Raw genomic sequence first — 26,248 nt, forward strand, 5'->3', positions numbered from 1 at the left:
CGTGAATCACGCCACCGGCCCTTGCCGTCACGGGCGCATCACCGACGCTCGCGCCTGCGCATGGTCCCCAGCGCCATCAGCGCCAGCAGGGACGACATCAGCATCAGGCCCCACTGCGACAGCGTGGGGATGCTGGCCGTGGTGTCCGGGCCCGGCTTGAGCGGCGTGGTGGTCGTGCCCTTGTCGTTGTCGGGATTGCCGTCACCGGGCACCGAGACCGTGGCCGAGTTGACCAGCGGGCGGGCGCCCTTGTAGGGCTTGTCCAGCTTTGTCTCCAGCGTGAAGACCGCCGTGCCGCCCTGGGCCAGCTGCGGCACGCTGCAGGTCACGGTGCGCGTGCCGCTGGCGTAGCTGCAGCCTGCCGAGGCCGAGACGAACTCCAGCCCGGCGGGCAGCACGTCGGTCACCGAGCCGCCCGCGGGCGACTGCGGATCGCGGCCGTAGTTGGTGACGGTCAGCGTGTAGCTGGCCGTGTCGCCATCGTCCAGCGGGCCGGCGGGGCCCTGCTTGCCGATCCCCAGGTCCACGGCATTGCCCTGGCGGCTGGTGGAGGTCCGGTCGGTAGTGGTGTTGTTGACGATCACATCGCCGCCATTGCTCAGCCATTCCGTCTCGAAGGGCTTGACCGAGGCCTCGTGGTAGATGGTGCCGCCCGATGCCTTGTCGGGCAGGGTCTGTGCGCGCATCTTGAACTTGATGGTCATGCTCTGGCCCGGAGCCAGCGCCGGGATGGTGCACTGCAGCGGCCCGCTGGTCGCGTTCAGCGCCGGCTGCACGCCGCACCAGGATGCGGAGGCGCCGGGAATGCCGGCCAGCGCCAGGCCGTTCTGGTAGCTGAAGGTGGCCGTGGAGCCCGATGCGGGGAACTTGTCGGTCACGACCACCTGGGTGGCGTAGGAGGGGCCGGAGTTGGTCACCGTGATGGTGTATTCGGTGTCCTCACCCAGCACCAGGCCGTCCGCCGTGTGGCGCATGCTGATGTTCACATCCAGCTCGGCGCGCTTGAGCCGGGCCTTGGCCTCGGCCTGGTTGTTGGCCTTGGTCAGTTCCTCTGTGGTGGTGTCCACGGCGACCGTGTTGAGGATCTCCGTATCGGCCGCCAGATCGCCGCGCGAGCGCATCTTGTAGCTCACGGTGTACTGCGAGCCTGCAGCCAGCGGATTGGTCCAGGCGCATTCCAGCGTGCCGCCCTGCACGCCATCGGTGGCAGCCGGAGTGCAGGTGCCGCCGCCGGTGACCGTGGGCGTGCCGATGAAGATGGCGTCTGCAGGCAGCACGTCCTTGAGCGTGACATTGGCGGCCGACGAGGGGCCGTAGTTGGGCACCGTGACCGTATAGGTCAGAGGCTCGCCCGCAGCGGCCACCTTGGGCGAGACCTGCTTTTGCGCCGCGATTTCCGCGATGGCCTGCACGGTGATGCTGGCCGTAGAGGAATCGTTGCCGGGATCGGCATCATGGATGTCCAGGGACTGGGCCGAGGCCGCGTTGGCATAGTTGCCGGTGGTGGCGCGCTTGGGGCGGATCTTGACCTCGATCACCACCTCGGCCTCCGGGGCCATGGAGGAGATGTCGCAGGTCAGATCGCGCGTCTCGCTGTTGACGCCGCCCGAAGGGGTGCCGCAGCTGGCGTTGGCGCCGGAGACGATGCGGCTGGAGACAAAGCCGCCGCCCGGGTAGGTGTACGGCACGGGGTTGCCGGCCTCGTCCACCGGGTTGCCGCCCACGATACGCACGCCGTCAATTTGCTTGACCAGGGACTGCAGCGCGTCGCGCACGCGGACATTCGTCACCGTGGTGCTGGCCGAGTGGTTCTTCACCACCAGCTGGTAGGTGACCTCTTCACCGCTCTTGATGGAGGCTGGCGGCACAGGGCTGACCACGCTCTTGACGATGCCCACATCCACCTTGTCGGCAGACACGGTGACGGTCGCGGAGGTGGTGGCCGATGCATTGTCCCGGCCGATCACGCCAGCGGAGGCGTTGTTGGTGAAGTCCAGATGGCCCGAGGCCAGCGTGACCTTGGCCCTGACCGTGATCTGGCGGCTGGCGCCCACGGCCAGGCCCGCGGTCGAGGTGCAGCTCTGGGCGACGCAGGTCCAGTCACCCGCGCCGGTGCCCGCACCGGACATGCTGACGATGGCCATGCGGCCGTCTGCGGGGTTGTCGGTCACGGTGATCTGCTGATTCGGCAGCACGGGCATGGGGCCGGTGTTGGTCACGGTGATCGTGTACTCGAACTCCTGGCCTGCCAGCACCGGGCGGCCAGGGCCTGCCTTGGCCAGCCTCAGCCGCGCATCGTTGCTGAAGTCCACGGCCGCGCTGGCCGTGTTGTTGGTCGTATTGGGCTCGTTGAGGCCAGGTGCCACACCGATCACGCCCTGGTTCACCAGCTGCGTGCCGGGTGTCCCACCCGCAGCCACGCTGGCCTTGAAGCGGATGGCCTGCATGTTGGCGTAGCCGGCCACCGGGTACTCGCCCGCGTGGGTGCAGGTGATGGTGCCGCTGCTGTGGCCGCAGTTCCAGGGCGCCGTGCTGCCGTCGAAGCCCGTGAAGGTCACGCCGGCCGGCAGGGTGTCGGTGACGGTGAGATCGCGCGGCACGAGCGAGCCGCCTTCGCGGCGCGGCTGCAGCGTGTAGGTGACCTCGGTCGCCTGCAGCGCATCCAGCACCGTGGGCGCCACCTGCTTGCGCAGCGAGACATCCACGAACTCGCTGCCGCTGGAAACCACGGCGGCGCTGGCGGTGTTGTTGCCGGACTGGCCGTCGGGCATCTCGGTGCTGGCGTCCTTGTAGCCCTTGACGCTGGCAGCGCCGGCAATGGTGCCGCTCATGTTGGCGATGGCCGGCACGGAGATGGAAGGCAGCACGGCGCCGGGCAGCACCGGGCCGCCGCGCGTGCAGCTGAGCTCGCCCGAGATCAGCGGATAGCCCGAGGCGGGCGTGCAGCTCCAGCCGCTGCCTGAGGGCACGCCCGTGACCACGGCGCCGTTGGGCACGGGGAAACGCACCACGGTACGGCCCCCGGCGGGGACCTCGGACGGGCCCTTGTTCTGCACGTCGATGGTGTACTGGAAGGCGCCGCCGTTGGCGACGCTGGCGGGAGCCGCCATCGCGATGGCCAGATCGGCGGCCTCGGTGGTGGTGAAGTTGCGGTCCAGCTGCGTGTTGTTCTGGTCGTTGTCGTAGTCGGGCGAGGCCATGCGCGCGCTGGCCACGGCGCGCCAGTTGGTGCCGACGGTCGGCAGGATGACCTCGAAGCCCACGGACTTGAAGCCGTCGGCGGGCGCCAGGTTGCCGATGTTGCAGACCAGCGTGTTGTTGCCTGCGGTGAGCACCGTGCCGGCAGCCGGTGCCGTGCAGGTGATGCCGCCCGGGCTGCTGCTGTAGCCCTGGAACACGGCTCCCACGGGCAGCACCTCGGTCAGGGTGACGCCTACGGCGTCGGGACCGATGTTGTTGTGCCTGACCTTGGCCACATAGGTGAAGTTGCCGCCGGCAGGGCCTGCCGATGCGTCCTGTCCGTCATAGAGACCGTCCTGGTTGACCAGGATGTCGGTGTCGGCCGGCGCCGCCACGGCAGCCGCTGTTGCCAGCAAGCCGCCGGACAGCAGCGCACGCGCCAGCCAGCCCTTTCTCGTGAAAGCCATACAAACCTCTCTTTTGCTTCGTTGACAGCGCCGAATGCCGCAGGCACGGACGCACGAGGTGCCCGGCTGGAACAGCTCTGTCAGAAAGCCGACTACCGGACGCACCAAAAGGAGGCATGATGGTTCTTTATTACCAAAAGTAAATATGATCTGGAATTTTTAACAAAAGTGAGTATTTAGAGGTATTTGTGAGTTTTTCGTGAGTCGACCTTTTCCGGTCGGTTTTCCTCACGGCACGCAGACGTGAAAAAGCCGGTGGCAGCTTGGCTGGCACCGGCTTGCAATGCTGATCTGCCGCGCGCTGGCGCGGCAGTGAGCAGACACTAAGGCCTAGGGGATGCGGCGGGGCAATCCTTGTGAGGAACTCACGCCAGCAGCGCGTTCACGCGCCTGACGTAGGCAGCCGGGTCCTCGGGCATGCCGCCTTCGGCCAGTACGGCCTGGTCGAACAGGATGTTGGCCAGGTCATGGAAATGCACCGATCCGTCCAGCTTCTTGACCAGCGGATGCTCGGGGTTGACCTCCAGCACGGGGCGGGCGTCCGGCGCCTGCTGGCCGGCCTGCTTGAGCAGGCGCGCCAGTTGCAGGCTCATGCCGCCGTCCTGCACCACCAGGCAGGCGGGCGAGTCCACCAGGCGCGTGGTCACGCGCACGTCCTCGGCCTTGTCCTTGAGCGCTTCCTTGAGCTTGGCCAGCAGGGGCTTGAAGGTCTCGGCCGCTTCCTCGGCGGCCTTCTTTTCCTCTTCGTCCTGCAGCTTGCCCAGGTCCACGGCGCCCTTGGCCACGGACTGCAGCGGCGTGCCGTCGAATTCGGTCAGGTAGCCCATGGCCCATTCGTCCACGCGGTCGGCCATCAGCAGCACTTCGATGCCCTTCTTGCGGAAGACCTCCAACTGCGGGCTGTTGCGTGCGGCGGTCAGGGAGTCGGCCGTGATGTAGTAGATCGCGTCCTGGCCTTCCTTCATGCGGGCCTTGTAGTCGGCCAGCGAGACGATGGCCTCGTCCTGGCTGGTGGAGGAAAAGCGCAGCAGCTTGGCGATGCGTTCCTTGTTGGCAAAGTCCTCGCCCAGGCCTTCCTTGAGCACGGGGCCGAACTCAGCGTAGAACTGGCTGTACTTGCCTTCCTTGGCCTTGTCCTCTTCGCTGACCACGTCGGTGACGCCGTCGGCCGCCGCGTCAGCGGCAGCGTCGTGGCGATCGTGCTTGGCCAGGTCTTCCAGCATGGACAGCACGCGCTTGGTCGAGCCGTCGCGGATCAGGCGCACGTCGCGGCTTTCCTGCAGCAGCTCGCGGCTGACGTTCAGCGGCAGGTCGGCCGAGTCGATCACGCCCTTGACGAAGCGCAGGTAGCCGGGCATCAGCGCCTCGGCGTCATCCATGATGAAGACGCGCTTGACGTAGAGCTTGACGCCGGCCTTCTTGTCGCGGTTGTAGAGGTCGAACGGCGCCTTGGCCGGGATGAACAGCAGCTGCGTGTACTCGGTGTTGCCCTCGACGCGGTTGTGGCTCCAGGTCAGCGGGTTCTCGAAGTCGTGGCTGATGGCCTTGTAGAAGTCCTGGTACTGCTCGGCCGTGATGTCCTTCTTGGGACGTGTCCACAGCGCGCTGGCCTTGTTGATGGTCTCCCACTCGCCCGTCTTCTCCATGGTGCCGGGCTGGTCGTTCTCGCCGTCCTTCCACTCCTCTTTTTCCATGAGGATGGGCAGGCTGATGTGGTCGGAGTACTTGCCGATGACCTGCTTGATCTTCCAGGCGTTGAGGAACTCCTCGGCCTCGGGGCGCAGGTGCAGCGTGATGCTGGTGCCACGCTGGGGGCGCTCGATCTGCTCGACCTCGAACTCGCCCGTGCCGCCGCTGGTCCAGCGCACGCCTTCGGAGGCCGGCAGGCCCGCGCGGCGCGTTTCCACGGTGATCTTGTCGGCCACGATGTAGCCCGAGTAAAAGCCCACGCCGAACTGGCCGATCAGCTGCGAGTCCGACTTCTGGTCGCCCGACAGCTTGTCCATGAAGGCCTTGGTGCCGCTCTTGGCGATGGTGCCCAGGTTGTCGATGGCTTCCTGCTCGCTCATGCCGATGCCGGTGTCGGCAATGGTCAGCGTCTTGGCAGCGGCGTCGAAGGACACGCGCACTTCCAGGTTGGGCTGGTCCTCATAGAGGGAGGCATCGTTCAACGCCTCGAAGCGCAGCTTGTCGCAGGCGTCGGAGGCGTTGGAGACCAGCTCGCGCAGGAAGATCTCGGGGTTGGAATACAGCGAATGCGTGACCAGGTGCAGCAGCTGTGCAACTTCGGCCTGAAAAGAATGGGTTTGCTTGCTCATGCAGACAGTGTCCTATGTCCTATGGGTTCACAACAGGGAAAAAATCAGCCCTCATCTCGGGCCGGCGAGCGCATTATCAAGACCCCGCCGCCCCTGTGGCGGCGCAGGCTCTGGACGATTGTTCACTTTTTCGCCCTCACGGCGGGGCTGGCGCAGGGCTATAACTGCGCCACTTTCCGCTGTGCGGCGGACGGTGCGCGCAGGGCCCGGGCGCAATGGCGGGCCTGCTTCAGGAGATTTTCCATGCACAGCTCTGTTCAAAAATGGTCCGCAGAATTCCTCGGAACCCTGTGGCTGACCCTGGGCGGCTGCGGTGCGGCCGTGCTGGCCGCCGCCTTCCCGCAGGTAGGCATCGGCCTGGTCGGCGTCTCGCTGGCCTTCGGCCTGACGGTGCTCACGGGCGCCTATGCCTTCGGGCCCATCTCGGGCGGGCACTTCAACCCGGCCGTCTCCGTGGGCCTGGCCATGGGTGGGCGCTTTGCCTGGAGCGAACTGCCGGGCTACATCGTCTCGCAGGTGCTGGGCGCCATCACGGGCGCGGCCATCCTCTATGTGATCGCCACGGGCAAGGCCAGTGCCGACATCGGCGGCTTTGCCACCAACGGCTACGGCGCGCATTCGCCGGGCGGCTACGGCATGACGGCAGCCCTGGTCACCGAAGTGGTGATGACGGCCTTCTTCATCCTGGTCATCCTGGGCGCCACGGCCAAGCGCGCGGCAGCCGGCTTTGGCGGGCTGGCCATCGGCCTGTGCCTGACGCTGATCCACCTGATCTCGATTCCCGTGACCAATACCTCGGTCAACCCCGCGCGCAGCACGGGCCCGGCCCTGTTCGGCCCCGAGATCGCCATCTCGCAACTGTGGCTGTTCTGGGTGGCCCCCATCGTGGGTGCGCTGATCGGCGCCGTGATCTACAAGGCCCTGCTGGCCAACCCGGCCAACGAATAAGGCCAGGGACGGGCGCTGCAGGCGCCCCGCAGCAGACTCAAGCGGCTGGCGACAGCCGCTTTTTTCATTGGATCTTTGGTGAAACACGGTTTTCGTTTGTTGCATGGCGGCAACGCGAAGGACTTTCACCCGGCACAAACCGGTCAACTTTACGAAACAGAAACCGAACGCTAGTGATTCGCAATAACAATTCGCGGGCTTTCATCGGAGTGAACATGAGCAAAATCCAACAAATCCTCCCCCCCGCGAACGTCACGCAGCTGGCCCTTGCCGCTGCCCTGTGCCTCGCGGGCACCTCGGCCTTCGCGCAGACCAGCACCACGCTGGGCACCGTGAACGTGACGTCTTCGACCGAAGCGCCCGTCAAGACCGACAACGCCTCCTCGGCCAAGTTCACGGCCCCGCTGGTGGACACGCCCAAGACGGTGCAGGTCATCAACGAGGAAATCATCAAGCAAACCGGCGCGACCAGCCTGCAGGAAGCCCTGCGGTCCACGCCCGGCATCACCTTCGGCAACGGCGAAGGCGGCAACCCCTCGGGTGACCAGCCCTTCATCCGCGGCATGGATGCCCAGGCCAGCACCTTCGTGGACGGCATGCGCGACATTGCGGCCGGCACGCGCGAGGTGTTCAACCTGGAAGCGGTGGAAGTCATCAAGGGCGCCGATTCGGCCTATGCAGGCCGTGGCGGCGCTGGCGGCTCCATCAACCTGGTGACCAAGAAGGCCAGGAACGAGAACTTCATCAGCGGCGACGTGGGCCTGGGCACGGACAGCTACCGGCGCGCTACCATCGACGCCAACCGCGTGCTGGGCGAAGGCGTGGGCCTGCGCCTGAACGCCATGGTGCACGACGCCGACGTTCCCGGCCGCAGCGGCCCCGAGAACAAGCGCTGGGGCATTGCCCCCACGGTGACCTTCGGCATGGGCACGCCCACCGAGGTCTCGCTGTCCTGGCAGCACCTGCAGACCGACAACATTCCCGATGGCGGCGTGCCCTACCTGTACAGCAGCACGGCTGCGGCCGGCCTGCGCGGCGGCAGCGTGGTGCGTCCCACCTACGGCAACAACCGCGACAACTGGTACGGCCTGACCAGCCGCGACTACGAAAAGGAAAAGAGCGACCTGTTCACGGCCACCGTGGAGCACAAGTTCACCGACACCCAGAAGTTCCGCAACAGCCTGCGCTACAGCAAGACCGAACAGGACTACCTGTGGACCCAGCCCGACGACAGCAAGGGCAATGTCGTCAACGGCTATGTGTTCCGCCGTGGCAATGCACGCGTGGCCGACATCAAGACGCTGCAGAACCTCTCGGAATTCACGGGCAAGGCCCAGACCGGCAGCGTGGGCCACAGCTACTCGTTCGGCCTGGAACTGTCCAAGGAAAAGGCCGAGTCCCGCACCGCCGCGCTGCAGACCACCAACACCACCTGCACGGCCGCCAGCCTGTGGTGCGCCTCGCTGAACAACCCCGACAGCAGCCCGCTGTGGAACCTGCCCGTGACGCTGGGCGACCCCAGCCACAACCAGATCGACACCGTGGCGCTGTACGGCTTCGACACGCTGAAGTTCAACGACCAGTGGTTGCTCAATGCCGGCCTGCGCATGGACCACTACAAGATCAGCTCCTCCGGCCCCGCCGGCCGCACCACGCCGGCCTATGATCTGAGCCGTTCGGACACATTGTTCAACTACCAGCTGGGCCTGGTCTACAAGCCGGCCACCAACGGCAGCATCTACGCCAGCATCGGCACCTCCTCGCGCCCCGGCGGCTCCATGCTGGGCAACGGCAACGAGGACCTGGGCATCTCCACCGACCAGCTGGCCAACCTCGCTCCCGAGAAGACCCGCTCGCTCGAGCTGGGCACCAAGTGGGACCTGATGGAAAAGCGCCTGGCGCTGACGGCCGCGCTGTTCCGCAACGACGTGACCAATGCGCGCATCACCGAAAACGGTGTCACCTACATGGGCGGCAACAAGGTGGTCAACGGTGTGGAGCTGGGCTTCACGGGCAGCGTGCTGCCGGGCCTGAGCGTCTTCGGCGGCTACACCTACATGGACAGCGAGCAGAAGAACGCAGGCGCGGGCAGCGTGGCCAATGGCCAGCCCTTCCCCAACACGCCCAAGCACAGCTTCAGCCTGTGGACCAGCTACAAGCCCATGGCAAAGCTGACCGTGGGCCTGGGCATCTACGCCCAGAGCAGCGTGAACCAGAGCTACATCCTGTCCACGGTGGATGGCGGCATCGTCACCAAGGGTGCCAGCGGCTATGCGCGCTACGACGCCATGGTGGCCTACCAGATCGACCGCAACCTGACCGTGCAGCTGAACCTGTACAACCTGGGCGACAAGGTCTACTACAGCGGCATCCGCTCGCCCCACTACGCGACCATGGCCGCAGGCCGCTCGGCCGTGGCCTCGCTCAAGTGGACGTACTGATCTGCTGATCGCCCCGCGCGAACGCGCAGCGGCTTGACGCTGCGCAGATCACCGCAAAGCCCCGCAGGCCATCGCCGCCTGCGGGGCTTTTTTGCGGGACACTCGCTGATTCCCCCCTGAGGACCGCCTGCCATGATGCTCCGCATACCCGCCCTGCTCAGCCCCGACGAAGTGCGCCAGTGCCGCCAGGCGCTGGAGCAGGCCCCGTGGCAGGACGGCCGCGCCACGGCCGGCCCTCTGGCGGCCCAGGTCAAGGCCAACCTGCAGCTGCCGCTGGACAGCCAGGCCGGCCAGGCGATAGGCAACCTCATCCTCGACAAGCTGGGGGCCAGCGCGCTGTTCATGTCGGCCACCCTGCCGCTGAAGGTGCTGCCGCCGCGCTTCAACCGCTACGAAGGCGGCGGCACCTACGGCAACCATATAGACAACGCCATCTTCACCATCCCCGGCACGGCCATCAAGGTGCGCAGCGATGTCTCCACCACCGTGTTCTTCAGCGAGCCCGACGAGTACGAAGGCGGCGAGCTGATCGTGGAGGACACCTTCGGCCACCAGAGCGTGAAGCTGGCCGCAGGCGACGCCATCGTCTACCCCGGCACCAGCCTGCACCGCGTCAACCCCGTCACGCGCGGCACGCGCTACGCCAGCTTCTTCTGGACGCACAGCCTCGTGGCCTCGGACGAGAAGCGCCGCATCCTGTTCGACCTGGACCAGCAGATCCAGCAACTGACGGTGCGCCACCCGGGCGACCCTGCGCTTTCCGCGCTGTCCGGCACGTACCACAACCTGTTGCGGATGTGGTCGCAGGCCTAGTGGCACAGCCGCCAGGCAGCCGCATCAGAACCTGTAGCGGGCCGTGACCAGCACATTGCGCGGATCGCCATACACGCCTGTGCCATAGGAGCCCAGGCCCGGCATATAGGTCTTGTCGAACAGGTTGTTGACGTTCAGCGTCACCGACCACTGGCGGTCCACGTCGTACCGCGCCATCAGGCCCACCAGCGCATAGGCGCGCTGGTCGGCGCGTGCATAGGGGGCGGAGGATTGCTGGTAGTAGGTCAGGCTCTGCCAGGCCAGCGAGCCGCCCACGGTCCACTGCGGGTTGAGACGGTAGCTGGTGCTGAGCTTGAACAGGTGGCGCGGCTGGTTGGTGTTGACAGCGCTGAGGATCACATCGGGCTGGGCCGGTGCGCGCGAGGTACGGTAGGTGTAGCCGCCGTAGATGTTCCAGGCCGGCGTGATGCTGCCTGAGACTTCCATCTCCACGCCCTTGCTGGTCACGCCGTCGATGGCCGCATAGACCTCTTCCCCGGTTTCCGGATTGGCGCTGACGTACTGCGCGGCATTGCGCTGCTGGATGTGGAACAGCGCCAGCGAGGCGTTGAGCCGGCCGTCCAGGAACTCGCCCTTCACGCCCACTTCGCGGCTGCGGCCGGTGAGTGGCGGCAGCGGGCTGCCGGCTGCGTCCTTGTAGTAGGTCTGCGGATTGAAGATATCGGTCTGGCTGGCGTACAGCGACAGCTGGCGGTTCAGGTCATAGACCACGCCTGCATAGGGCACGGTCTTGTGCGCCACGCGCAGCGCGTTGTTCACGCCGTAGCTGCCGTCCAGGCCCGTGGTGTCGTCCAGCATGTCGTACCAGCTCACGCGCGCACCCAGGATCACGGACAGCTCGTCCGTGGGCCGCAGGCGCGCGGCGCCGAAGACGCCCTTTTCCACGATGCGCGTCATGCGGTGGTCGCGCAGCTGGAAATCGGGCCGGGGCACCTGGCCGTCCCACTCGAAGTAGTTGCCCACGGGGCCGTAGGCGTTGGTGTAGCCGGGCGCATGGCGGCGCTGGCGCGACCAGCTGGCGCCGAACGACAGCTCGTGCTCGCGCCCGAACAGCTGCAACGGCCCGGACAGCGCCGCATTCACGGCCTGCGTGGTGGCATCGGTGGGAATCTTGTTGGACAGCATGTTGATGCCCAGGCCGCTGACCGGGTCCACCATGCCGTGGGCGGCCACGCCGACCTCCACGTCGCGCGACTGGCGCAGCCGGCTGGCCGACAGGTCCGCCTTCCAGCCATTGCCGAAACTGTGCTTGAGTTCGGCAAACAGGTTGGTGCTGTCGTTGTCCCAGTACGACCAGCGCGCGGCCGGGTTCAGCGAGGTCGGGAAATGCGTGCGGCTGCCATCCTTGAAGAACAGCGGGATGTGGCCGAAGCTGGCCCCGTTGGCGCGCGTCTGCATGTGGTCAATGCCCAGGCTGGCCACGGTGCTGGGACCCAGGTCGGCCTCGATGATGCCGTACAGGCTGCGCACGTTGCGGCTGTAGTCGTCCACATGGGACTTGGCGTTCTGCGCCACGGCCACCACGCGGGCGCGCACGCGGCCGTCCTCGGTCAGCGGCGCGGAGATGTCGCCCACGCCGCGCAGCCGGTCATGGCTGCCGATGGCCGCCTCGGCCGAGGCCTGGAAGGTCTTGGTGGGCCGCTTGCGCACCAGGTTGACCACGGCCGACGGATAGCCCGCGCCCGTGAGCAGGCCGGTCGCTCCCTTGACCACTTCCACGCGGTCATAGATGGCGCTGTCGGCCAGCGAGGTGGTGTACTGGTTGGCCGAGTCCATGGTGTTGGGCACGCCGTCGAACTGGAAATTCTCGATGGCATAGCCGCGCGAGTAGAAGGTGGTGCGCTCGCTGTCGTTGCGGCCCACGGTGATGCCGGGCGTCTTCTCCAGCACCTCCGGCAGGCTGGTCAGGCCCTGGTCGTCCATGAGCTGGCGCGTGACCACGCTGACGGACTGCGGCGTCTCGCGCTGCGACAGGCCCAGCCGTGTGGCCGTGCTGGACTGGCGCGTGGCGTAGGAGCCCGTGCCTTCGGAGACCGCGCTGCGCTCGGCAGCCGCCGTCACGTTGACCGTGGCCAGCGTGGCGCCTGCAGCGGCAGCGGGCACCACCTGCTCCACGCGCCGCAGCGCATAGGCGCCGCTGGCCTGGCGCACGGCCTGCCAGGCGGTGCCGGCCAGCAGTGCCTCGAAGGCAGCCTCCACCGTGTAGCTGCCGCGCAGGCCCGCGCTGCGCTGCCCGGCCGTCTGATCGGCCGTGAAGATCAGGGCCACGCCGGCCTGGGCGGCCGTGCTGCGCAAGGCGGCATCCAGCGGGCCGGCAGCGACGTCATAGCTGCGCTGGGCCTGGGCCAGCACGGCGGCAGGCATGAGCGCGATGGCCAGCGCCAGCGCGGGGCGGGGCATGAAAAGGGGTTGCATGGTCCTGGGTTCTCCCTGTGTTCCGATGTCGAAAATCAAAGCTCTCGGAAGCAAGGAAGCGCGGCGCGGGAAATCGGGTCACCCCCGGCGCAAAAAAAACGAAAAGGAAGAAAAAGCCTCAGCCGCGCGCCTGCGCAGGCTCCACCACCACCCACCAGCGCGTGCGCCAGCGCAGTTGCACGGGCAGCGCACCGGGCAGCATGGCCAGCACGGCGTCCGTGCCATCGATGCCGCCTTCGTCCAGCGGGAACACGCCTGAGAACCGCAGCCCGGCCACGGCCGGATCGGCGTGCAGCCAGCCGGGGCGGTAGCGGTTGAGCTCGGCCAGGAAGTCGTCCAGGCGCTGGTTGTCCACCCACAATTGGCCCCGGCTCCAGGCGTCGTCCGCAGGGCCGGCCGGCTGCACCGTGCTCCAGCCCGTGCGCGTGAAGTCCATGGCCTCGCCCGCCTGCAGACGCCGTGCGGATGCGCCTGTACCGGCCGTGCGCAGTTCCACGGCGCGCTCGAACACCGCCACGCGCGCACCTGCATGGTTGCTGCGCACCATGAAGCGCGTGCCCAGGGCGCGCACGCGGCCGTGGGCGGTCTCCACCACAAAGGGCAGATCGCCCAACGTTCCTGCGGGATGGCCGGTGGTGAACAGCGCCTCGCCAGCCAGCAGGCGCAGCCGGCGTTCGCTGCCGTCGAACTGCAAGGCCACGGCGCTGCCGGGGCCCAGCAGCATGTCCGTGCCGTCGGGCAGGGTCCAGCGGCGGCGCTGCGTGCCCGAGGCGTAGTCGGCCGCCATCTGCTGCCACTGCGGCGTGCGGCTGGCCAGCCAGCCCGCGCCGGCCGCCGTGCCCAGGCCCGCAAACAGGCCCAGCAGGCGCCGCCGCGCAGCCCGGGGAGCGGCGGACAGGCTGCGATAGCCCGCGCCACCGGCGTTGAGCCCCGTCAGCGCGCCCGTGACGGCCTGCAGATGGGCCCAGGCGCGGCCATGGTCGGCGTCTTCATCGAGCCAGCGCTGCCAGCGCGCCCTGTCGGCGGCCGAGGCCTGGCCCGATTGCAGCAGCGCAAACCAGCCGGCCGCCGCCCGCGCCACGCCGGCCGGCAAGGGCCGGCCCAGCGCCTGGGGCGCCTGGATACTGCTGCCGGGTAGCGGCGCGGCGCTGGACAGGCGCCGAGGATCGGAAGGAGGCACCGGCGCCATCAGGACAGCGCCAGCACGAAGCAGCGCTCATAGCCCTGGGCCAGGTAGCGCTTGACGCTGGTCATGGACACGCCCAGGCGCGTGGCGATGTCCGCATAGCTCAGGCCTTCGAGGTGGGCCAGCAGGAAGGCCTCGCGCACCTTGGGCGCCAGCGCGTCCAGCGCCTGGTCCACGGCCTGCAGCGATTCGAGGGCGATCAGCCGCTCTTCGGGCGAAGGGGCAAGTTCAGCGGGCAACAGGGCCAGGGTGTCGAGATAGGCGCGCTCCAGCAGCCGGCGCCGGTGCTGGCGGATCACAAGATGGCGGGCCACGGTGGCCAGAAAGGGGCGCGGCTGCTCGATGCGGCCGGCCATGCCCGAAGTGATCACGTTGACGAAAGTGTCGTGCGCGATATCGGAAGCCTCGAACACATTGCCCAGCTTGCGGCGCAGCCAGCCTTGCAGCCAGCCGTGGTGTTCGACATAGAGGGTGTGTACGGGATCGGCCGGTGCGCGCATGAAAAGACGGACGCGCCCCGGACTGGCGTGCCGCAGCGCTGAAGCTCGTTTGAGAATGGTTCGCATTCTAAACACGAGCTCAAAACCGTCGCTGCCCAAATCAGGGGCACCGAGGAAGGGCCGTCCCGCACCGAGGGTGCCGTCCCCCTCCCGCGAAGCGAGAGAGGGGGAAGCGGCGCAGCCGCTCAGGGGGTGCTAAAAATTCTCGTGTGCACCCAGGTAGCGCCACTGGCCCACAGGCAGATTGCCCAGCGTCACGCGGCCGATGCGGATGCGCTTGAGGCCCACCACGCGCAGGCCCACCAGTTCGCACATGCGGCGGATCTGGCGCTTCTTGCCTTCGGTCAGCACAAAGCGCAGCTGCTCGGGGTTCTGCCAGTCCACCTTGGCGGGCTTGAGTGCCTCGCCGTCCAGCGACAGGCCATGGCACAGGCGTGCCAGCTGCTCGGCCGGGAACACGGATTGCACGTCGATGTCGCGGTCGCCGTAGGTCACGCGCACCAGGTACTCCTTGTCCATCTCCGAGTCTTCGCCAATGATCTGGCGCGCCACGCGGCCATCCTGGGTCATGACCAGCAGGCCCACGGAGTCGATGTCCAGCCGGCCGCAGGGCGCCAGACCCTTGAGCTGCGCGAAGTTGAAGCGCGTGCGGCTGGTGTCCTGGTTCCAGTGGTTCTGGGGCGTGACCAGGACCACGGCGGGCTCGTGGCCGTCCTCGGCCTGGCCGCTGACATAGCCCATGGGCTTGTGGATCAGGATGGTGACCTGCTGGTCCTGGCGCTCGCGCGCTTCGCGCTCGACGGTGATGCGGTCGGCCGCCACCACGTTCTGGCCCATCACGGCGAGTTCGCCGTTGACGCGGACCCAGCCCTTGTCCACCCACTCGTCGGCTTCGCGGCGCGAGCACAGGCCCATGTCGGCCAGGCGCTTGTTGATGCGCACGCCACCGGGAACCTGCTCCTGCAGCGGCTCAGGAGCACGCTTGACGGGGATTTCGCGGCTGGCGCCACCGTCGGCGGGACGGTAGGTGCGGATGCCGCTGAGCGGACGGTAGGCGGGCTCGGCCTGGGGCGCCTCGTCGCGGCGCGGGCCACGGGCGTCATCACGGCGGGGACCACGGGCGTCGTCGCGGCGCGGTCCGCGCGCATCGTCACGGCGGGGGCCGCGGGCGTCGTCACGGGGACGGTCGCGGAAACCACCTTCACGCGGGCCGTCACGGGGACCGTCGCGCTGGCCATCACGCGGACGCTCATCGCGCTGGCCATAGGGCCGGTCGCGGCGATCGTCCGGGCGGGGCGGGCGCGGGGGGCGGGCATCGCGCATGTCGCGCTGCTCGCGCGGGGCACGGTTCTCGCCGCTGCCCTGTTCGCGCCAGTCGCCACGCGGCTGGGAACGGTCCAGGTCCTCGGCACGGCCGAAACCGCTGCTGCGCGGGCGCTGGTCACGGGCGTCGTCGCGGGGTGCTGCACCGCGGGGGGCATCGCCTCGGGGAGCCGCACCGCGGGCATCGCCGCGAGGGGGGGCATCACGGCGGTCGGAGCGCTCGTAGCGATCATTGCGGCCGCCACGGTCGCCGCCACGTTCATTGCGGTCGTTGCGGTCACTGCGCGGGCCGCCGCGTGCGCCCGCAGATTTGCCCGCGCCACCCGAAGGACGGCGGGCATCGCCAGCCGGCTCGGCCTGTGGCTTTTCGGGGCGGCGCAGCACAGGGCGCGCGGAGGGCGCTGCCGCCTCGTCGGCGCCGGGCCGGGACGGTTTGGAAGAAGTAGGGGATGACATTAGACCGCCATTGTCGCGCGGCAAGGCCCGCAGCGGCTGCGCCCTGCGGCCAATACGGGCATTGCGCTCGGCTATCGGGCGGCCTGCGGGCAGGCCGCCAGGGGCCCCTTGCCAGCCCCGCCGCCCGGCCCTGCGCCCCGGCGGGCTCGCCATGTTCCGCACCACTCATTCATGTCCATGCAATGCGCCTGGCGGCCGACCCATCCCAATCGCTGTATCCGGCGCGATATGCACAACCGGATGAATCCTCAATGAAAAATCGACAAGAAGCGAATCACATCGGAAAAACATCTTCAATCCGGCCGATTAGGATCTTGCAATGCACGGCATGCGATATGTAAAAAACTGTATTTTATTTGGGCGATTTCATTCATTGGCGATTGCAAATCAACCCATTGGGCTTGCCATTGCCCATACATCTCCCCATAGAATGGCGCCCGTCCAGAAACGGGGGGCTTTTTCGAGACAACAGCCCTTCGCGCAGCGCCTGCTGCGGTATCCAGACCATCCCGCCCGGACTCCCGCCTCATTCAACAAGGAAAACCATGAGCGATACACCCAACCTATCGAATTCCACTCCATTGAAAGAACAATTCAAGGCGCTGCTTATCACCAAGCCGGACTTGACTGGAATCGAGTGGTCCGATATGGAGACCGCCATCGGTCCGAATGCTGAAAAATACCGGCCACTGTGGGAGCGCATGGTCAGCGGGAAAAAGGGCTTTTTCGCATCCATGAGTCCCTGCTGGACCGCCATTCCCTTCATGGGCGTTTCCTGGGCCATTGCGCGCCGCGTCTACGCCTATGCCGTGGTGGCCTTCATCACCCTGTTGATCATCAATCTGCTGATGCCCGGCACGGGCGGCGCCGGGCGCGTGCTCGGCATCGCGGTGGCCATCTCGTTCACGGTCAAGCGCACCTACCTGCAATGGCTGGTCACGCGCATACAGCAGATCAACCAGAGGGGCCTGGTGGGCGCTGCGCGCGAAGAGGCGCTGCGCCAGATCGGCGGCCTGGACCAGAAGAACGGCTGGATCTCCTTCGGCGTGCTGCTGGCCATCGGCATCGTGCTGGCCGCTTTCTGAAGCGCCAGGCCCGCAGATCAGCGGTCCACGGGCAGCCGGTCGCACAGGGCCACCAACTGCGCCAACTGGGGGCCCACATCCCGGATCAGCGTGCGGGCCGGCATGCGCAGGCCCGGCACAGCGCAGTTGAACAGCAGGCGGCGCGAACCATAGCGGATGCGCGAGGCCGCACCCACGGCGCACACGCCCAGGCCGGAGTCGCCCATGTTGACCGCGAAGCCCCGGGCGGCATAGTGCGCCAGGCTTTCGCTGGCGTTGTCCCTGCAGCGCGCATATTCCTCGGGCCGCTGGCTGCGCACGCGGTCCAGGAAGCGCTGCAGTTCCCCTGCATCGAGCTGGGCCAGCCCTGCCCGGCCCATGGCCGTTTCCAGCACGCCGCGCACGGCGCCCACGCCGGGTCGCTTGAGCGTGCCGCCCTCCCAGGCGCAGGTATCCAGATAGACCACATCCAGGTCCATGACCACGCCCACCGACACCGCCCCCTTCACACGGTCGGCCAGCGCCTGCATGGGCAGGCGCAGCGGGCCGAGCAAGGGCGTATTGATCACATAGGGGTAGCCCAGGGCGACGGCGGCCGGGCCGACGAAGTAGCGGTCCAGCCGCTCGTCATGGTCCAGGTAGCCCATGGTCTGCAGGCTGCGGCACAGCCTGGACACGGTGGGGCGCGGCAGGCCCAGGCGGCGGGCCAGCTCGCTGTTGGCATGCGGGCGCGGGTCGCTGACGAAGCACTGGAGAATCATCAGCCCCTTGGCCAGCGTGCCCGCGAAATACGGGTCCTGCTCGCGGATGCGGCAGACATCCTGCGAGTCCCTGGGTTGGTGGGCAATGGGGGTGTGGGGCACGTGGCGATTGTGCGGACCACGGCCGCAAAGCCGCAACTGCATTTCAATATTTGAAACTGCATTGCAGCCCTGGTGCCCGCGCTTCCTACAGTGCGGCCCATGAGCCAAGCCCCCACCCCCCATCCCGCCGACGCCCGCCTGCAGGCGTTGATTGCAGACATCCGCCATTTCGTGCGCCACCGCTGGCATCCGCTCGAAGAGCAGATCGAGCGCGACGACAGCATTCCGCCCGCCGTGGTCCAGGAGCTGCGCGACAAGGGCTATTTCGGCTGGAGCATTCCCCAGGCCTATGGCGGCCTGGGCCTGAGCACCGAGGAGCTGGTGCGCTGCGCCTTCGAGCTGTCCCAGGCTTCGGTGGCGCTGCGGGCCCGCGTGGGCACCAACACCGGGATTGGCTCGGAAGCCCTGGTGGCCGACGGCACCGAGGCGCAAAAGCAGCGCTGGCTGCCGCGCATGGCGCGCGGCGAGCTCACGGGTTGCCTGGCGCTGACCGAGCCGGACGCGGGCTCGGAGGCGAGCAACATCCAGACCACGGCGCGCCGCGAGGGCGACCACTACGTGCTCAACGGCAGCAAGCGCTTCATCACCAATGCGCCGCTGGCCGATGTCTTCACCGTCATCGCCCGCACCGGCGAAGGCAGCACGGGCAGCGAGGGGCTGACGGCCTTCTTCGTGGAGCGCTCGCCGGGCCTGGTGACGGGCCAGCCCTATCGCAAGATGGGCCAGGCGGGCTCGCCCGTGTCCGACGTGCATTTCCAGGACTGCCGCGTGCCGGCCGACCAGATCATCGGCGGGCGCGAGGGCCAGGGCTTCAAGACCGTGATGAAGGTGCTCAACAAGCAGCGCCTGCACCTGGCCGCGCTGTGCACGGGGCCGGCGATCCGCATGCTGGACCTGGCGCTGGCCCATGTGCGCCAGCGCGAGCAGTTCGGCCAGCCGGTGGCGAACTTCCAACTGGTGCAGGCCATGCTGGCCGACAGCCGCACCGAGATCTTCGCGGCGCAATCCATGATCCTGGAGGCCGCCCGCGCCCGCGACCGGGGCGAGGACGTGGCGCTGTCCGCCTCCATGTGCAAGTACTTCGCCTCCGAGATGTGCGGCCGCGTGGCCGACCGCGCCGTGCAGATGTTCGGCGGCGCGGGCTATGTGGCCGACTTCAGCCCCATCGAGCGCTACTTCCGCGACGTGCGCCTTTTCCGCCTCTACGAAGGCACCAGCCAGATCCACCAGCTCAACATCGCCAAGCTCATGCTGCGCGAGAGCGCCTGACACCGGAGGCCCCCATGACACACCCCCTCACCTCGAAGCACCTGGCCACCCTGGGCCTGCTGGCCGCGCTGTGTGCCTGCGCGCAGGCTGCCCAAGCGGCCCAAGCGGCACAGACGGCCCAGGCGACTTTTCCCGATCGGCCCGTGCGCGTGATCGTTCCCTTTCCCGCAGGCGGCAGCACCGACCTCGTGGCCCGCGCGCTGTCGGTGGAACTGGGCCAGGCCCTGGGCCAGCCGGTGGTGGTGGAGAACAAGCCGGGCGCGGGCAGCCTGGTCGGCTCGGAACTCGTTGCGCGCGCGGCGCCCGATGGCTACACCCTGCTCATGGCGGGCCTGAGCAATGTCTTCCTGCCCCATGTGCACGCCAACCTCAAGTGGAACCCGCTGACCGACTACGAGTACATCGGCCTGGTGGCCGACCTGCCCAACGTCATCGCCGTCAACGCCAAGACCCCCTACCGCACGCTGGCCGAACTGGTGGCGGCCGACAAGGCCAGGCCCGGCACGCTGTCCTTCGGCTCGGCCGGCACGGCCACGCCCTCGCACCTGGTCTGCGAGATGGTCAACCACCGGCTCGGCACGAAGATGCAGCACCTGCCCTACAAGGGCAACGCCCCGGCCGTCAACGACCTCATGGCCGGCCACATCCCGGTGATGTGCAACAACCTGGGCGGCACCCTGCCCTACATGCAGGGCGGGCAGATCCGCATCCTGGCGCAGACCGGCAAGAGCCGCTCGCCCGCAGCGCCCGACATTCCCACCTTTGCCGAGCTGGGCGTGGCCGGGCTGGACACCGGCCTGTGGGTGGGTCTGGCCGCGCCCAAGGGCACGCCGCAGCAGATCGTGGCCACGCTCAACCAGGCGCTGGCCAAGGCCATGGCCTTGCCCGAGACACGCGACAAGCTGGCGCGCCTGGGTGCCACGCCGCTGCCCACGCAGACGGCAGACTTCCACAAGCGCGTGGCCGAAGACCGCCGCGCCTGGGAGCCCGTGCTGAAGAACGTGGACCTGAAAGGCAACTGATGCAGCGCCAAGGCTATCCGCTGGAGGGTGTGCGCATCCTCGACATGGCCACGGTGCTGGCCGCCCCCTTCTCGGCCACGCTGTGCGGCGACCTGGGCGCCGATGTCGTCAAGCTGGAGTTGCCCGGCGGCGGCGACACGCTGCGCAGCCTGGCCCCCGTGCACGACGGCCACGCCGTGTTCTGGAAAACCGCCAACCGGGGCAAGCAGGGCATCTCGCTGGATGTGCGCAAGGCCGAGGGCCGCATGCTGTTCCTGCGGCTGATCGAGGATTTCGACGTGCTCGTGGAGAACTTCCGCACCGGCACGCTGGACCGCTGGGGGCTGGACCTGGCCACCTTGCATGCCCGCAACCCGCGCCTCATCGTGCTGCGCCTGACGGGCTTCGGCCAGACCGGCCCCTATGCGCGCCGGCCGGGCTTTGCGCGCATCTTCGAGGCCATGAGCGGCTTCGCCCACCTCACGGGCGAGGCGGGCGGCCCGCCCCAGCACATGAACTACCCGCTGGGCGATGCCGTGGCCGGCCTGTTCGGCGCCTTCTCCATCGCGGCCGCACTGGCCGAGCGCAACGCGCAGCCGCCGGGCGAACGGCGCGGTGTGGAAATCGACCTGTCGGCAACCGAAGCCATGCTGCGCCTGCTGGACCCGCTGGCGGCCGAATTCCAGCTGGGCGGACAGGCACGCAGCCGCACGGGATCGTGCGCGGGCTACACGGCGCCCTCCAACGTCTACCGCACGCGCGACGGCGCCTGGCTCACCGTGGTCGCCACGGGCGACGCCATCTTCACGCGCCTGTGCCAGGCCATGGACCGCGCCGAGCTGGCCGCCGACCCGCGCTTTGCGGACAACGCCGCGCGCATACGCCACCTACAGGCGCTGGATGCGCAGATCGTGCAATGGTGCGCAGCCCTGGACTGCGCCCAGGCCACGGCCGCGCTGGCCGCGCACGACATTCCGTTCAGCAAGGTCTGCTCGGCCGAGGACGCGCTGCAGGACCCGCATTTCGTGGAGCGCGGCAGCTTCATCACCCTGCCCGACCCTGACCTGGGCCCCCTCACCGCCCCCGCGCCCGTGCCACGCTTCACGGGCCGCCAGGCCCCTTCGCCCCGCAGCGGCCCGGCCACCGGCCAGGACAATGCACGCATCTATGCGGCGCTGGGGCTGGATGCGCAGCAGCAGGAGAGGCTGCGGCGCGAAGGCGTGATCTGAGGCCGCAAGTCAGTGGCAGCGGGCAGCGTCAGGCCGCCCGCCGCGCCGCCGCAAACAGCCCGCTGCGCAGCGCTTCCAGGTCAAGCACGCGCAGGCCGCCGTACTCCACGACGATGGCGTTTTCGCGCTGCAGCACGGACAGCGCCTCGTTGACGCGCTGGCGCGACAGGCCCACCAGGTAGGCCAGCTCCTGCTGGGTGATGCGCAGCACCTCGCCCACGCCCGGGTACAGCAGCGGGTGAAAGAGCGCGGCCAGGCTGCGGGCCACGCGCAGGTCGGGGTTGGTGAGGCGGTCGATTTCGCGGGCCGAGATGAACTGGCCCAGGCGCTCGTTGAGCTGGCTCATGACGAAGCGGTTGAAACCGATGGAGTGGTCCAGCAGCCAGTGGAAGGTCTCGATCGGCAGGCCGCCGACCACGCTGCGGCGTATGGCCTGCACGTTGTAGCGATAGGGCTCGCGCTTGACGGCCGTGCCTTCGCCGAACCAGCCGCCCGGGGGCAGGCCGGCCAGGGTCATGCTGGCGCCATCGGCGCCGTCGGTGTTCATCTTGAGCAGGCCTTCGACCACTCCGAACCAGTAGGTGGGCGCGCGGCCGGTGCGGCAGACATAGTCGCCGGGCTGGGCGTCGCCGACGACCAGCGCCTTCTGGGCCCGTTCGCGCTCGGCGGGCTGGAGTACGGCCAGCCAGGGAATGCCTTCGAGTTCCTCGGGCCGGGGCGCGCGGCGGCGCTGGTGCAGTGACAGTTCTTGGCTCATGGAGTCGCGGCGAGGGTGCGCGGATCAATCATCAAAACCACCCAAGCATTGCCCGAGCCCGGTGGCTGGCGTGAGCGGGATTTCCAGAAGGACCGCGGCACGCGCACATTCCCGGATGCGCAAGCCCCCAAGCGGGACATGAGACCGTTTTGGCACCTTTTGTTACGGCGCGTTTTCCCGATGATGAGTTTCCCGCGGATTGTCGTCAAACAGACACCACGGCGTCAAAGCCAGTCCTAGGATGCAGTCCAAGCCGGTAGGTCACAGCCTGGGCATCTGCACCATGCGACCACCATTCACGAACATCCAAGGACATGGAATGACGACCACGTTCCCGCACCTGCTGCTCCAGCATGCCGCCCAGCGCCCCCAGGCGCCGGCGCTGCGCGAGAAGGAATACGGCATCTGGCAGACCTGGAGCTGGAGCGAGGCCGCCGAGACCGTGCGCCACATGGCCTGCGGCCTGGCGGCGCTGGGCCTGGCACGCGGCCAGAATCTGGCCTTCATCAGCGACAACCGGCCCCATGTCTACATGGGCTTCATTGCCGTGCAGGCGCTGGGCGGCGTACCGATCCCGCTGTACCAGGATGCCGTGGCCGCCGAGATGCGCTTCGTCATCGAGGATGCCGAGATCGACTTCGCCTTTGCCGAGAACCAGGAGCAGGTCGACAAGCTGCTGGAGGTGCGCGAGAGCGTCTCCGGCCTCGGCCACATCATCTATGACGACCCGCGCGGCCTGCGCCACTACGACCAGCCCGGGCTGATCAGCACCGAGGCGCTGCTGCAAAAGGGCCAGGAGTGGGATGCCGCACACCCGGGCGCCTGGGATGCGATGCTGGCCGCGCTGTCGCCCGACGATGTCTCGGTCATCCTCTACACCTCGGGCACGACCGGCAAGCCCAAGGGCGTGTGCCAGACGCACCGCAGCTTTGGCGAGTCGGCACGCGGCGGCGTGCAGGTGGACCGCCTGGGCCCCGGCGACAACGTGATCTCCTACCTGCCACCGGCCTGGGTGGGCGACCACCTTTTCTCCTTCGCGCAGTGGCTGGTGGCGGGCTTCACCATCAACTGCCCGGAGTCGGCCTCGACCGTGTCCATCGACCTGCGCGAGATCGGCCCCAGCTACTACTTCGCGCCACCGCGCATCTTCGAGGGCATGCTGACCTCGGTGTCCATCCGCATGGAGGATGCCGCGCCCTTCAAGCAATGGATGTACGGCCGCGCCATGGCCGTGGCGCGCCGCGTGGGCTCGGACATCCTGGACGGCAAGAAGGTGGGTACGCTGGACCGCCTGAAGTACGCGCTGGGCGACCTGTGCATCTACGGGCCGCTGCGCAATGCCATGGGCCTGTCGCGCATCCGCGTGGCCTACACGGCGGGTGCGGCCATCGGGCCCGAGCTGTTCCGCTTCTTCCGCTCCATCGGCATCAACCTCAAGCAGCTCTACGGCCAGACCGAGACCTGCGCCTATGTGTGCATACAGCGCGACGGGCAGGTGGAGCTGAGCAGCGTGGGCCAGGCCGCACCGGGCATCGAGCTGAAGATCGCCGACAACGGCGAGGTGCTGCTCAAGGGCGTGTCCGTGCTCAAGGAGTACTACAAGCGCCCCGACGCCACGGCCGAGGTGGTGGATGCCGACGGCTGGTTCCACACGGGAGATGCCGGCGTGATCGACGCCAGCGGCCAGCTGCGCATCATCGACCGCGCCAAGGACGTGGGCAAGACCAGCCGGGGCGCCATGTTCGCGCCCAACTACATCGAGAACAAGCTCAAGTTCTTCCCCCAGATCAAGGAGGCGGTGTGCTTCGGCCACGGCCGCGACCAGGTCTGCGCCTTCATCAACATCGACTACGAGGCCGTGGGCAACTGGGCCGAGCGCCAGGGCCTGCCCTATGGCGGCTATGTGGACCTGGCATCGAAGGCCAAGGTACTGGAGATGGTGGCCGACTGCGTGGCCCAGGTGAACGCCGACCTGGCCGCCGAAGCCGGCATGGCCGACACGCAGGTGGCGCGCTTCCTGGTGCTGCACAAGGAGCTGGACCCCGACGACGACGAGCTGACCCGCACGCGCAAGGTGCGCCGCGGCTTCATTGCCGACAAGTACGGCGTGCTGGTCGATGCGCTGTACACGGGCAAGCGTGAGCAGTTCATCGAGACACAGGTCAAGTTCGAGGACGGCCGCACCGGCAGCGTCAGCGCCACGCTGTCCATCATCGATGCCAAAACCCATTCGGTGGCTGCCACCGCCAGGGCCTGACCGGAGCCGCTGACATGACCCACAAGAAGATCGGCGATGTCATCCTCGACATCAAGAACATCAGCCTGCGCTTCGGCGGGGTGAAGGCGCTGACGGACATCTCGTTCGATGTGCGCGAGCACGAGATCCGCTCCATCATCGGCCCCAACGGCGCGGGCAAGAGCTCCATGCTCAACTGCATCAACGGCGTGTACACGCCGTCCGAGGGATCGATCACCTTCCGGGGCAAGACCTTCAGCCACATGAACAGCCGCCAGGTGGCCGAGATGGGCGTGGCGCGCACCTTCCAGAACCTGGCGCTGTTCAAGGGCATGAGCGTGATCGACAACATCATGACCGGCCGCAACCTGCAGATCAAAAGCGGCATCCTGATGCAGGCCCTGCGCCTGGGCCCGGCCCAGCGCGAGGAGATCCGCCACCGCGAGTTCGTCGAGCACATCATCGACTTCCTGGAGATCCAGGCCTACCGCAAGACCCCCGTGGGCCAGCTGCCCTACGGCCTGCAAAAGCGCGTGGACCTGGGCCGCGCCCTGGCCATGCAGCCGCAGGTGCTGCTGCTGGACGAGCCCATGGCCGGCATGAACGTGGAGGAAAAGCAGGACATGTGCCGCTTCATCCTCGATGTCAACGACGAGTTCGGCTCCACCATCGTGCTGATCGAGCACGACATGGGCGTGGTCATGGACATCAGCGACCGCGTCGTGGTGCTGGACTACGGCAAGAAGATCGGCGACGGCGCACCCGACGAGGTGCGCCAGAACGAAGACGTGATCCGCGCTTACCTTGGCACAGGCCATTGAGGGGACTGACATGGGATTTTTTCTGGAAACCTTGTTCGGCGGCCTCATGGTGGGCACGCTGTACGCGCTGATCGCCATCGGCTTCGTGCTGATCTTCAAGGCCTCGGGCGTGTTCAACTTCGCCCAGGGCGCGATGGTGCTGTTCTCGGCCCTGGCCATGGCGCGCTTTTCCGAGTGGATTCCGAAGTGGATCGGCATGGAGCCGGGCTGGTTCACCAACCTGCTGGCCATCTGCGTGTCGCTGGCCATCATGGTGGTCGTGGCCTGGGTGATCGAGCGGCTGGCGCTGCGCCACCTGGTCAACCAGGAGCCCATCACGCTCTTGATGGCCACGCTGGGCATCGCCTACCTGCTGGACGGCCTGGGCCCGATGATCTTCGGCAGCGCCGTCTACAGCATCAACGTGGGCATGCCCAAGGACCCCATGTTCATCCTCGAGGGCCTGTTCCAGGGCGGCGTGCTGCTGAGCCAGGAAGACCTGTACGCGGCCTGCATCGCCGCGCTGCTGGTGGCCGCGCTCAGCGTGTTCTTCCAGAAGACCAAGACCGGCCGCGCGCTGCGCGCCGTGGCCGACGACCACCAGGCGGCCCAGTCCATCGGCATCCCGCTGTCGCGCATCTGGGTCATCGTCTGGTCGGTGGCCGGCGGCGTGGCCCTGGTGGTGGGCATCATCTGGGGCTCCAAGCTGGGCGTGCAGTACTCGCTGTCGCTGGTGGCCCTGAAGGCGCTGCCCGTGGTGATCCTGGGCGGCCTGACCTCGCTGCCCGGCGCCATCATCGGCGGCCTGATCATCGGCGTGGGCGAGAAGCTCTCCGAGGTCTACCTGGGCCCCATGGTCGGCGGCGGCATCGAGACCTGGTTCGCCTACGGCCTTGCCCTGTGCTTCCTGCTCGTGCGGCCCCAAGGGCTGTTCGGCGACAAAATCATTGATCGCGTTTGA

The 26,248-nt window shown here is 67.7% G+C and carries 18 protein-coding genes; 10 read left to right on the forward strand and 8 right to left on the reverse strand.

All coding sequences use genetic code 11. The annotated features are described in order from the left end of the window. Positions 1-38 precede the first annotated feature (38 nt). Positions 39-3,647: a DUF11 domain-containing protein gene (locus IB269_RS12805; protein WP_192367314.1), complete on the reverse strand. Its 3,609-nt coding sequence runs from the start codon at positions 3,645-3,647 to the stop codon at positions 39-41. A 365-nt stretch (positions 3,648-4,012) separates the two neighbouring features. Beyond that, positions 4,013-5,965 (reverse strand): molecular chaperone HtpG, encoded by a 1,953-nt coding sequence (gene htpG, locus IB269_RS12810; protein WP_012203106.1) that lies wholly within the window; start codon positions 5,963-5,965, stop codon positions 4,013-4,015. 243 nt (positions 5,966-6,208) lie between these two features. Between htpG and aqpZ the strand changes: the two genes are divergently transcribed. The 3 genes from aqpZ (at position 6,209) to IB269_RS12825 (ending at position 10,167) form a co-directional block, all read left to right on the forward strand. Beyond that, positions 6,209-6,913: an aquaporin Z gene (aqpZ, locus tag IB269_RS12815; protein WP_192367315.1), complete on the forward strand. Its 705-nt coding sequence runs from the start codon at positions 6,209-6,211 to the stop codon at positions 6,911-6,913. Positions 6,914-7,128: 215 nt separating this feature from the next. After that, positions 7,129-9,354, forward strand: a complete 2,226-nt coding sequence (locus IB269_RS12820) for a TonB-dependent receptor (RefSeq protein WP_192367316.1) — start codon at positions 7,129-7,131, stop codon at positions 9,352-9,354. 132 nt (positions 9,355-9,486) lie between these two features. Further along, positions 9,487-10,167, forward strand: a complete 681-nt coding sequence (locus tag IB269_RS12825; protein ID WP_012203103.1) for a Fe2+-dependent dioxygenase — start codon at positions 9,487-9,489, stop codon at positions 10,165-10,167. Between the two features lie 24 nt (positions 10,168-10,191). Here IB269_RS12825 and IB269_RS12830 read toward each other — a convergent pair whose 3' ends face one another. The 4 genes from IB269_RS12830 to IB269_RS29045 all read right to left on the reverse strand — a co-directional run bounded on the left by IB269_RS12830 (position 10,192) and on the right by IB269_RS29045 (position 16,068). Next, entirely contained in the window at positions 10,192-12,603 is a 2,412-nt protein-coding gene (locus IB269_RS12830) for a TonB-dependent siderophore receptor (RefSeq protein WP_192367317.1), read from the reverse strand. A 118-nt stretch (positions 12,604-12,721) separates the two neighbouring features. After that, positions 12,722-13,792 carry a FecR domain-containing protein gene (locus IB269_RS12835; protein ID WP_192367318.1) on the reverse strand — a complete coding sequence of 357 codons (1,071 nt, stop codon included), beginning with the start codon at positions 13,790-13,792 and terminating at the stop codon, positions 12,722-12,724. Beyond that, positions 13,792-14,289 carry a sigma-70 family RNA polymerase sigma factor gene (locus IB269_RS12840; protein WP_013804342.1) on the reverse strand — a complete coding sequence of 166 codons (498 nt, stop codon included), beginning with the start codon at positions 14,287-14,289 and terminating at the stop codon, positions 13,792-13,794. The genes IB269_RS12835 and IB269_RS12840 overlap by 1 nt, the downstream gene beginning before the upstream one ends. 195 nt (positions 14,290-14,484) lie before the next feature. Continuing rightward, complete coding sequence (locus tag IB269_RS29045; protein ID WP_225614097.1) at positions 14,485-16,068, reverse strand: pseudouridine synthase; 1,584 nt, start codon at positions 16,066-16,068, stop codon at positions 14,485-14,487. A 545-nt stretch (positions 16,069-16,613) separates the two neighbouring features. On the opposite strand from IB269_RS29045, the gene IB269_RS12850 reads away from it, so the two are divergent. Beyond that, a complete protein-coding gene (locus IB269_RS12850; protein WP_013804344.1) occupies positions 16,614-17,153 on the forward strand; it encodes a hypothetical protein in 540 nt (179 codons plus the stop codon). A gap of 17 nt (positions 17,154-17,170) precedes the next feature. Here IB269_RS12850 and IB269_RS12855 read toward each other — a convergent pair whose 3' ends face one another. Further along, on the reverse strand, positions 17,171-18,037 hold the full coding sequence (locus tag IB269_RS12855) for an IclR family transcriptional regulator (RefSeq protein WP_088165955.1): 867 nt from the start codon (positions 18,035-18,037) through the stop codon (positions 17,171-17,173). Positions 18,038-18,094: 57 nt separating this feature from the next. Between IB269_RS12855 and IB269_RS12860 the strand changes: the two genes are divergently transcribed. From IB269_RS12860 to IB269_RS12870, 3 genes are read left to right on the forward strand one after another with little or no spacing between them, the layout of a single operon-like run. Next, entirely contained in the window at positions 18,095-19,264 is a 1,170-nt protein-coding gene (locus tag IB269_RS12860; protein WP_180318188.1) for an acyl-CoA dehydrogenase family protein, read from the forward strand. A gap of 14 nt (positions 19,265-19,278) precedes the next feature. Then, a complete protein-coding gene (locus tag IB269_RS12865; RefSeq protein WP_192367319.1) occupies positions 19,279-20,286 on the forward strand; it encodes a Bug family tripartite tricarboxylate transporter substrate binding protein in 1,008 nt (335 codons plus the stop codon). After that, positions 20,286-21,494 (forward strand): CaiB/BaiF CoA transferase family protein, encoded by a 1,209-nt coding sequence (locus tag IB269_RS12870; protein ID WP_192367320.1) that lies wholly within the window; start codon positions 20,286-20,288, stop codon positions 21,492-21,494. Before IB269_RS12865 ends, IB269_RS12870 begins: the two co-directional genes overlap by 1 nt. 28 nt (positions 21,495-21,522) lie before the next feature. Here IB269_RS12870 and IB269_RS12875 read toward each other — a convergent pair whose 3' ends face one another. Next, the gene (locus IB269_RS12875) at positions 21,523-22,251 is read right to left on the reverse strand and encodes a Crp/Fnr family transcriptional regulator (protein WP_012203091.1); all 729 of its coding nucleotides are present in this window, start codon (positions 22,249-22,251) and stop codon (positions 21,523-21,525) included. Positions 22,252-22,570: 319 nt separating this feature from the next. Here IB269_RS12875 and IB269_RS12880 point away from each other — a divergent pair, with 319 nt between their 5' ends. Genes IB269_RS12880 through IB269_RS12890 form a run of 3 tightly spaced genes read left to right on the forward strand, consistent with a single transcriptional unit; the run spans position 22,571 to position 26,248 of the window. After that, entirely contained in the window at positions 22,571-24,508 is a 1,938-nt protein-coding gene (locus tag IB269_RS12880; protein WP_013804349.1) for an AMP-dependent synthetase/ligase, read from the forward strand. Between the two features lie 14 nt (positions 24,509-24,522). Then, positions 24,523-25,308: an ABC transporter ATP-binding protein gene (locus IB269_RS12885; RefSeq protein ID WP_012203089.1), complete on the forward strand. Its 786-nt coding sequence runs from the start codon at positions 24,523-24,525 to the stop codon at positions 25,306-25,308. 10 nt (positions 25,309-25,318) lie between these two features. Next, on the forward strand, positions 25,319-26,248 hold the full coding sequence (locus IB269_RS12890; RefSeq protein ID WP_012203088.1) for a branched-chain amino acid ABC transporter permease: 930 nt from the start codon (positions 25,319-25,321) through the stop codon (positions 26,246-26,248).

This window comes from Delftia sp. DLF01 (assembly GCF_014852125.1).
Classification (GTDB): Bacteria; Pseudomonadota; Gammaproteobacteria; order Burkholderiales; family Burkholderiaceae_C; genus Comamonas; species Comamonas acidovorans.

Coding starts and splice junctions, on each gene's coding strand:
- IB269_RS12805 (WP_192367314.1), bottom strand. CDS start 3,647: ATGGCTTTCACGAGAAAGGGCTGGCTGGCGCGTGCGCTGCTGTCCGGC.
- htpG (WP_012203106.1), bottom strand. CDS start 5,965: ATGAGCAAGCAAACCCATTCTTTTCAGGCCGAAGTTGCACAGCTGCTG.
- aqpZ (WP_192367315.1), top strand. CDS start 6,209: ATGCACAGCTCTGTTCAAAAATGGTCCGCAGAATTCCTCGGAACCCTG.
- IB269_RS12820 (WP_192367316.1), top strand. CDS start 7,129: ATGAGCAAAATCCAACAAATCCTCCCCCCCGCGAACGTCACGCAGCTG.
- IB269_RS12825 (WP_012203103.1), top strand. CDS start 9,487: ATGATGCTCCGCATACCCGCCCTGCTCAGCCCCGACGAAGTGCGCCAG.
- IB269_RS12830 (WP_192367317.1), bottom strand. CDS start 12,603: ATGCAACCCCTTTTCATGCCCCGCCCCGCGCTGGCGCTGGCCATCGCG.
- IB269_RS12835 (WP_192367318.1), bottom strand. CDS start 13,792: ATGGCGCCGGTGCCTCCTTCCGATCCTCGGCGCCTGTCCAGCGCCGCG.
- IB269_RS12840 (WP_013804342.1), bottom strand. CDS start 14,289: ATGCGCGCACCGGCCGATCCCGTACACACCCTCTATGTCGAACACCAC.
- IB269_RS29045 (WP_225614097.1), bottom strand. CDS start 16,068: ATGTCATCCCCTACTTCTTCCAAACCGTCCCGGCCCGGCGCCGACGAG.
- IB269_RS12850 (WP_013804344.1), top strand. CDS start 16,614: ATGAGCGATACACCCAACCTATCGAATTCCACTCCATTGAAAGAACAA.
- IB269_RS12855 (WP_088165955.1), bottom strand. CDS start 18,037: ATGCAGTTGCGGCTTTGCGGCCGTGGTCCGCACAATCGCCACGTGCCC.
- IB269_RS12860 (WP_180318188.1), top strand. CDS start 18,095: ATGAGCCAAGCCCCCACCCCCCATCCCGCCGACGCCCGCCTGCAGGCG.
- IB269_RS12865 (WP_192367319.1), top strand. CDS start 19,279: ATGACACACCCCCTCACCTCGAAGCACCTGGCCACCCTGGGCCTGCTG.
- IB269_RS12870 (WP_192367320.1), top strand. CDS start 20,286: ATGCAGCGCCAAGGCTATCCGCTGGAGGGTGTGCGCATCCTCGACATG.
- IB269_RS12875 (WP_012203091.1), bottom strand. CDS start 22,251: ATGAGCCAAGAACTGTCACTGCACCAGCGCCGCCGCGCGCCCCGGCCC.
- IB269_RS12880 (WP_013804349.1), top strand. CDS start 22,571: ATGACGACCACGTTCCCGCACCTGCTGCTCCAGCATGCCGCCCAGCGC.
- IB269_RS12885 (WP_012203089.1), top strand. CDS start 24,523: ATGACCCACAAGAAGATCGGCGATGTCATCCTCGACATCAAGAACATC.
- IB269_RS12890 (WP_012203088.1), top strand. CDS start 25,319: ATGGGATTTTTTCTGGAAACCTTGTTCGGCGGCCTCATGGTGGGCACG.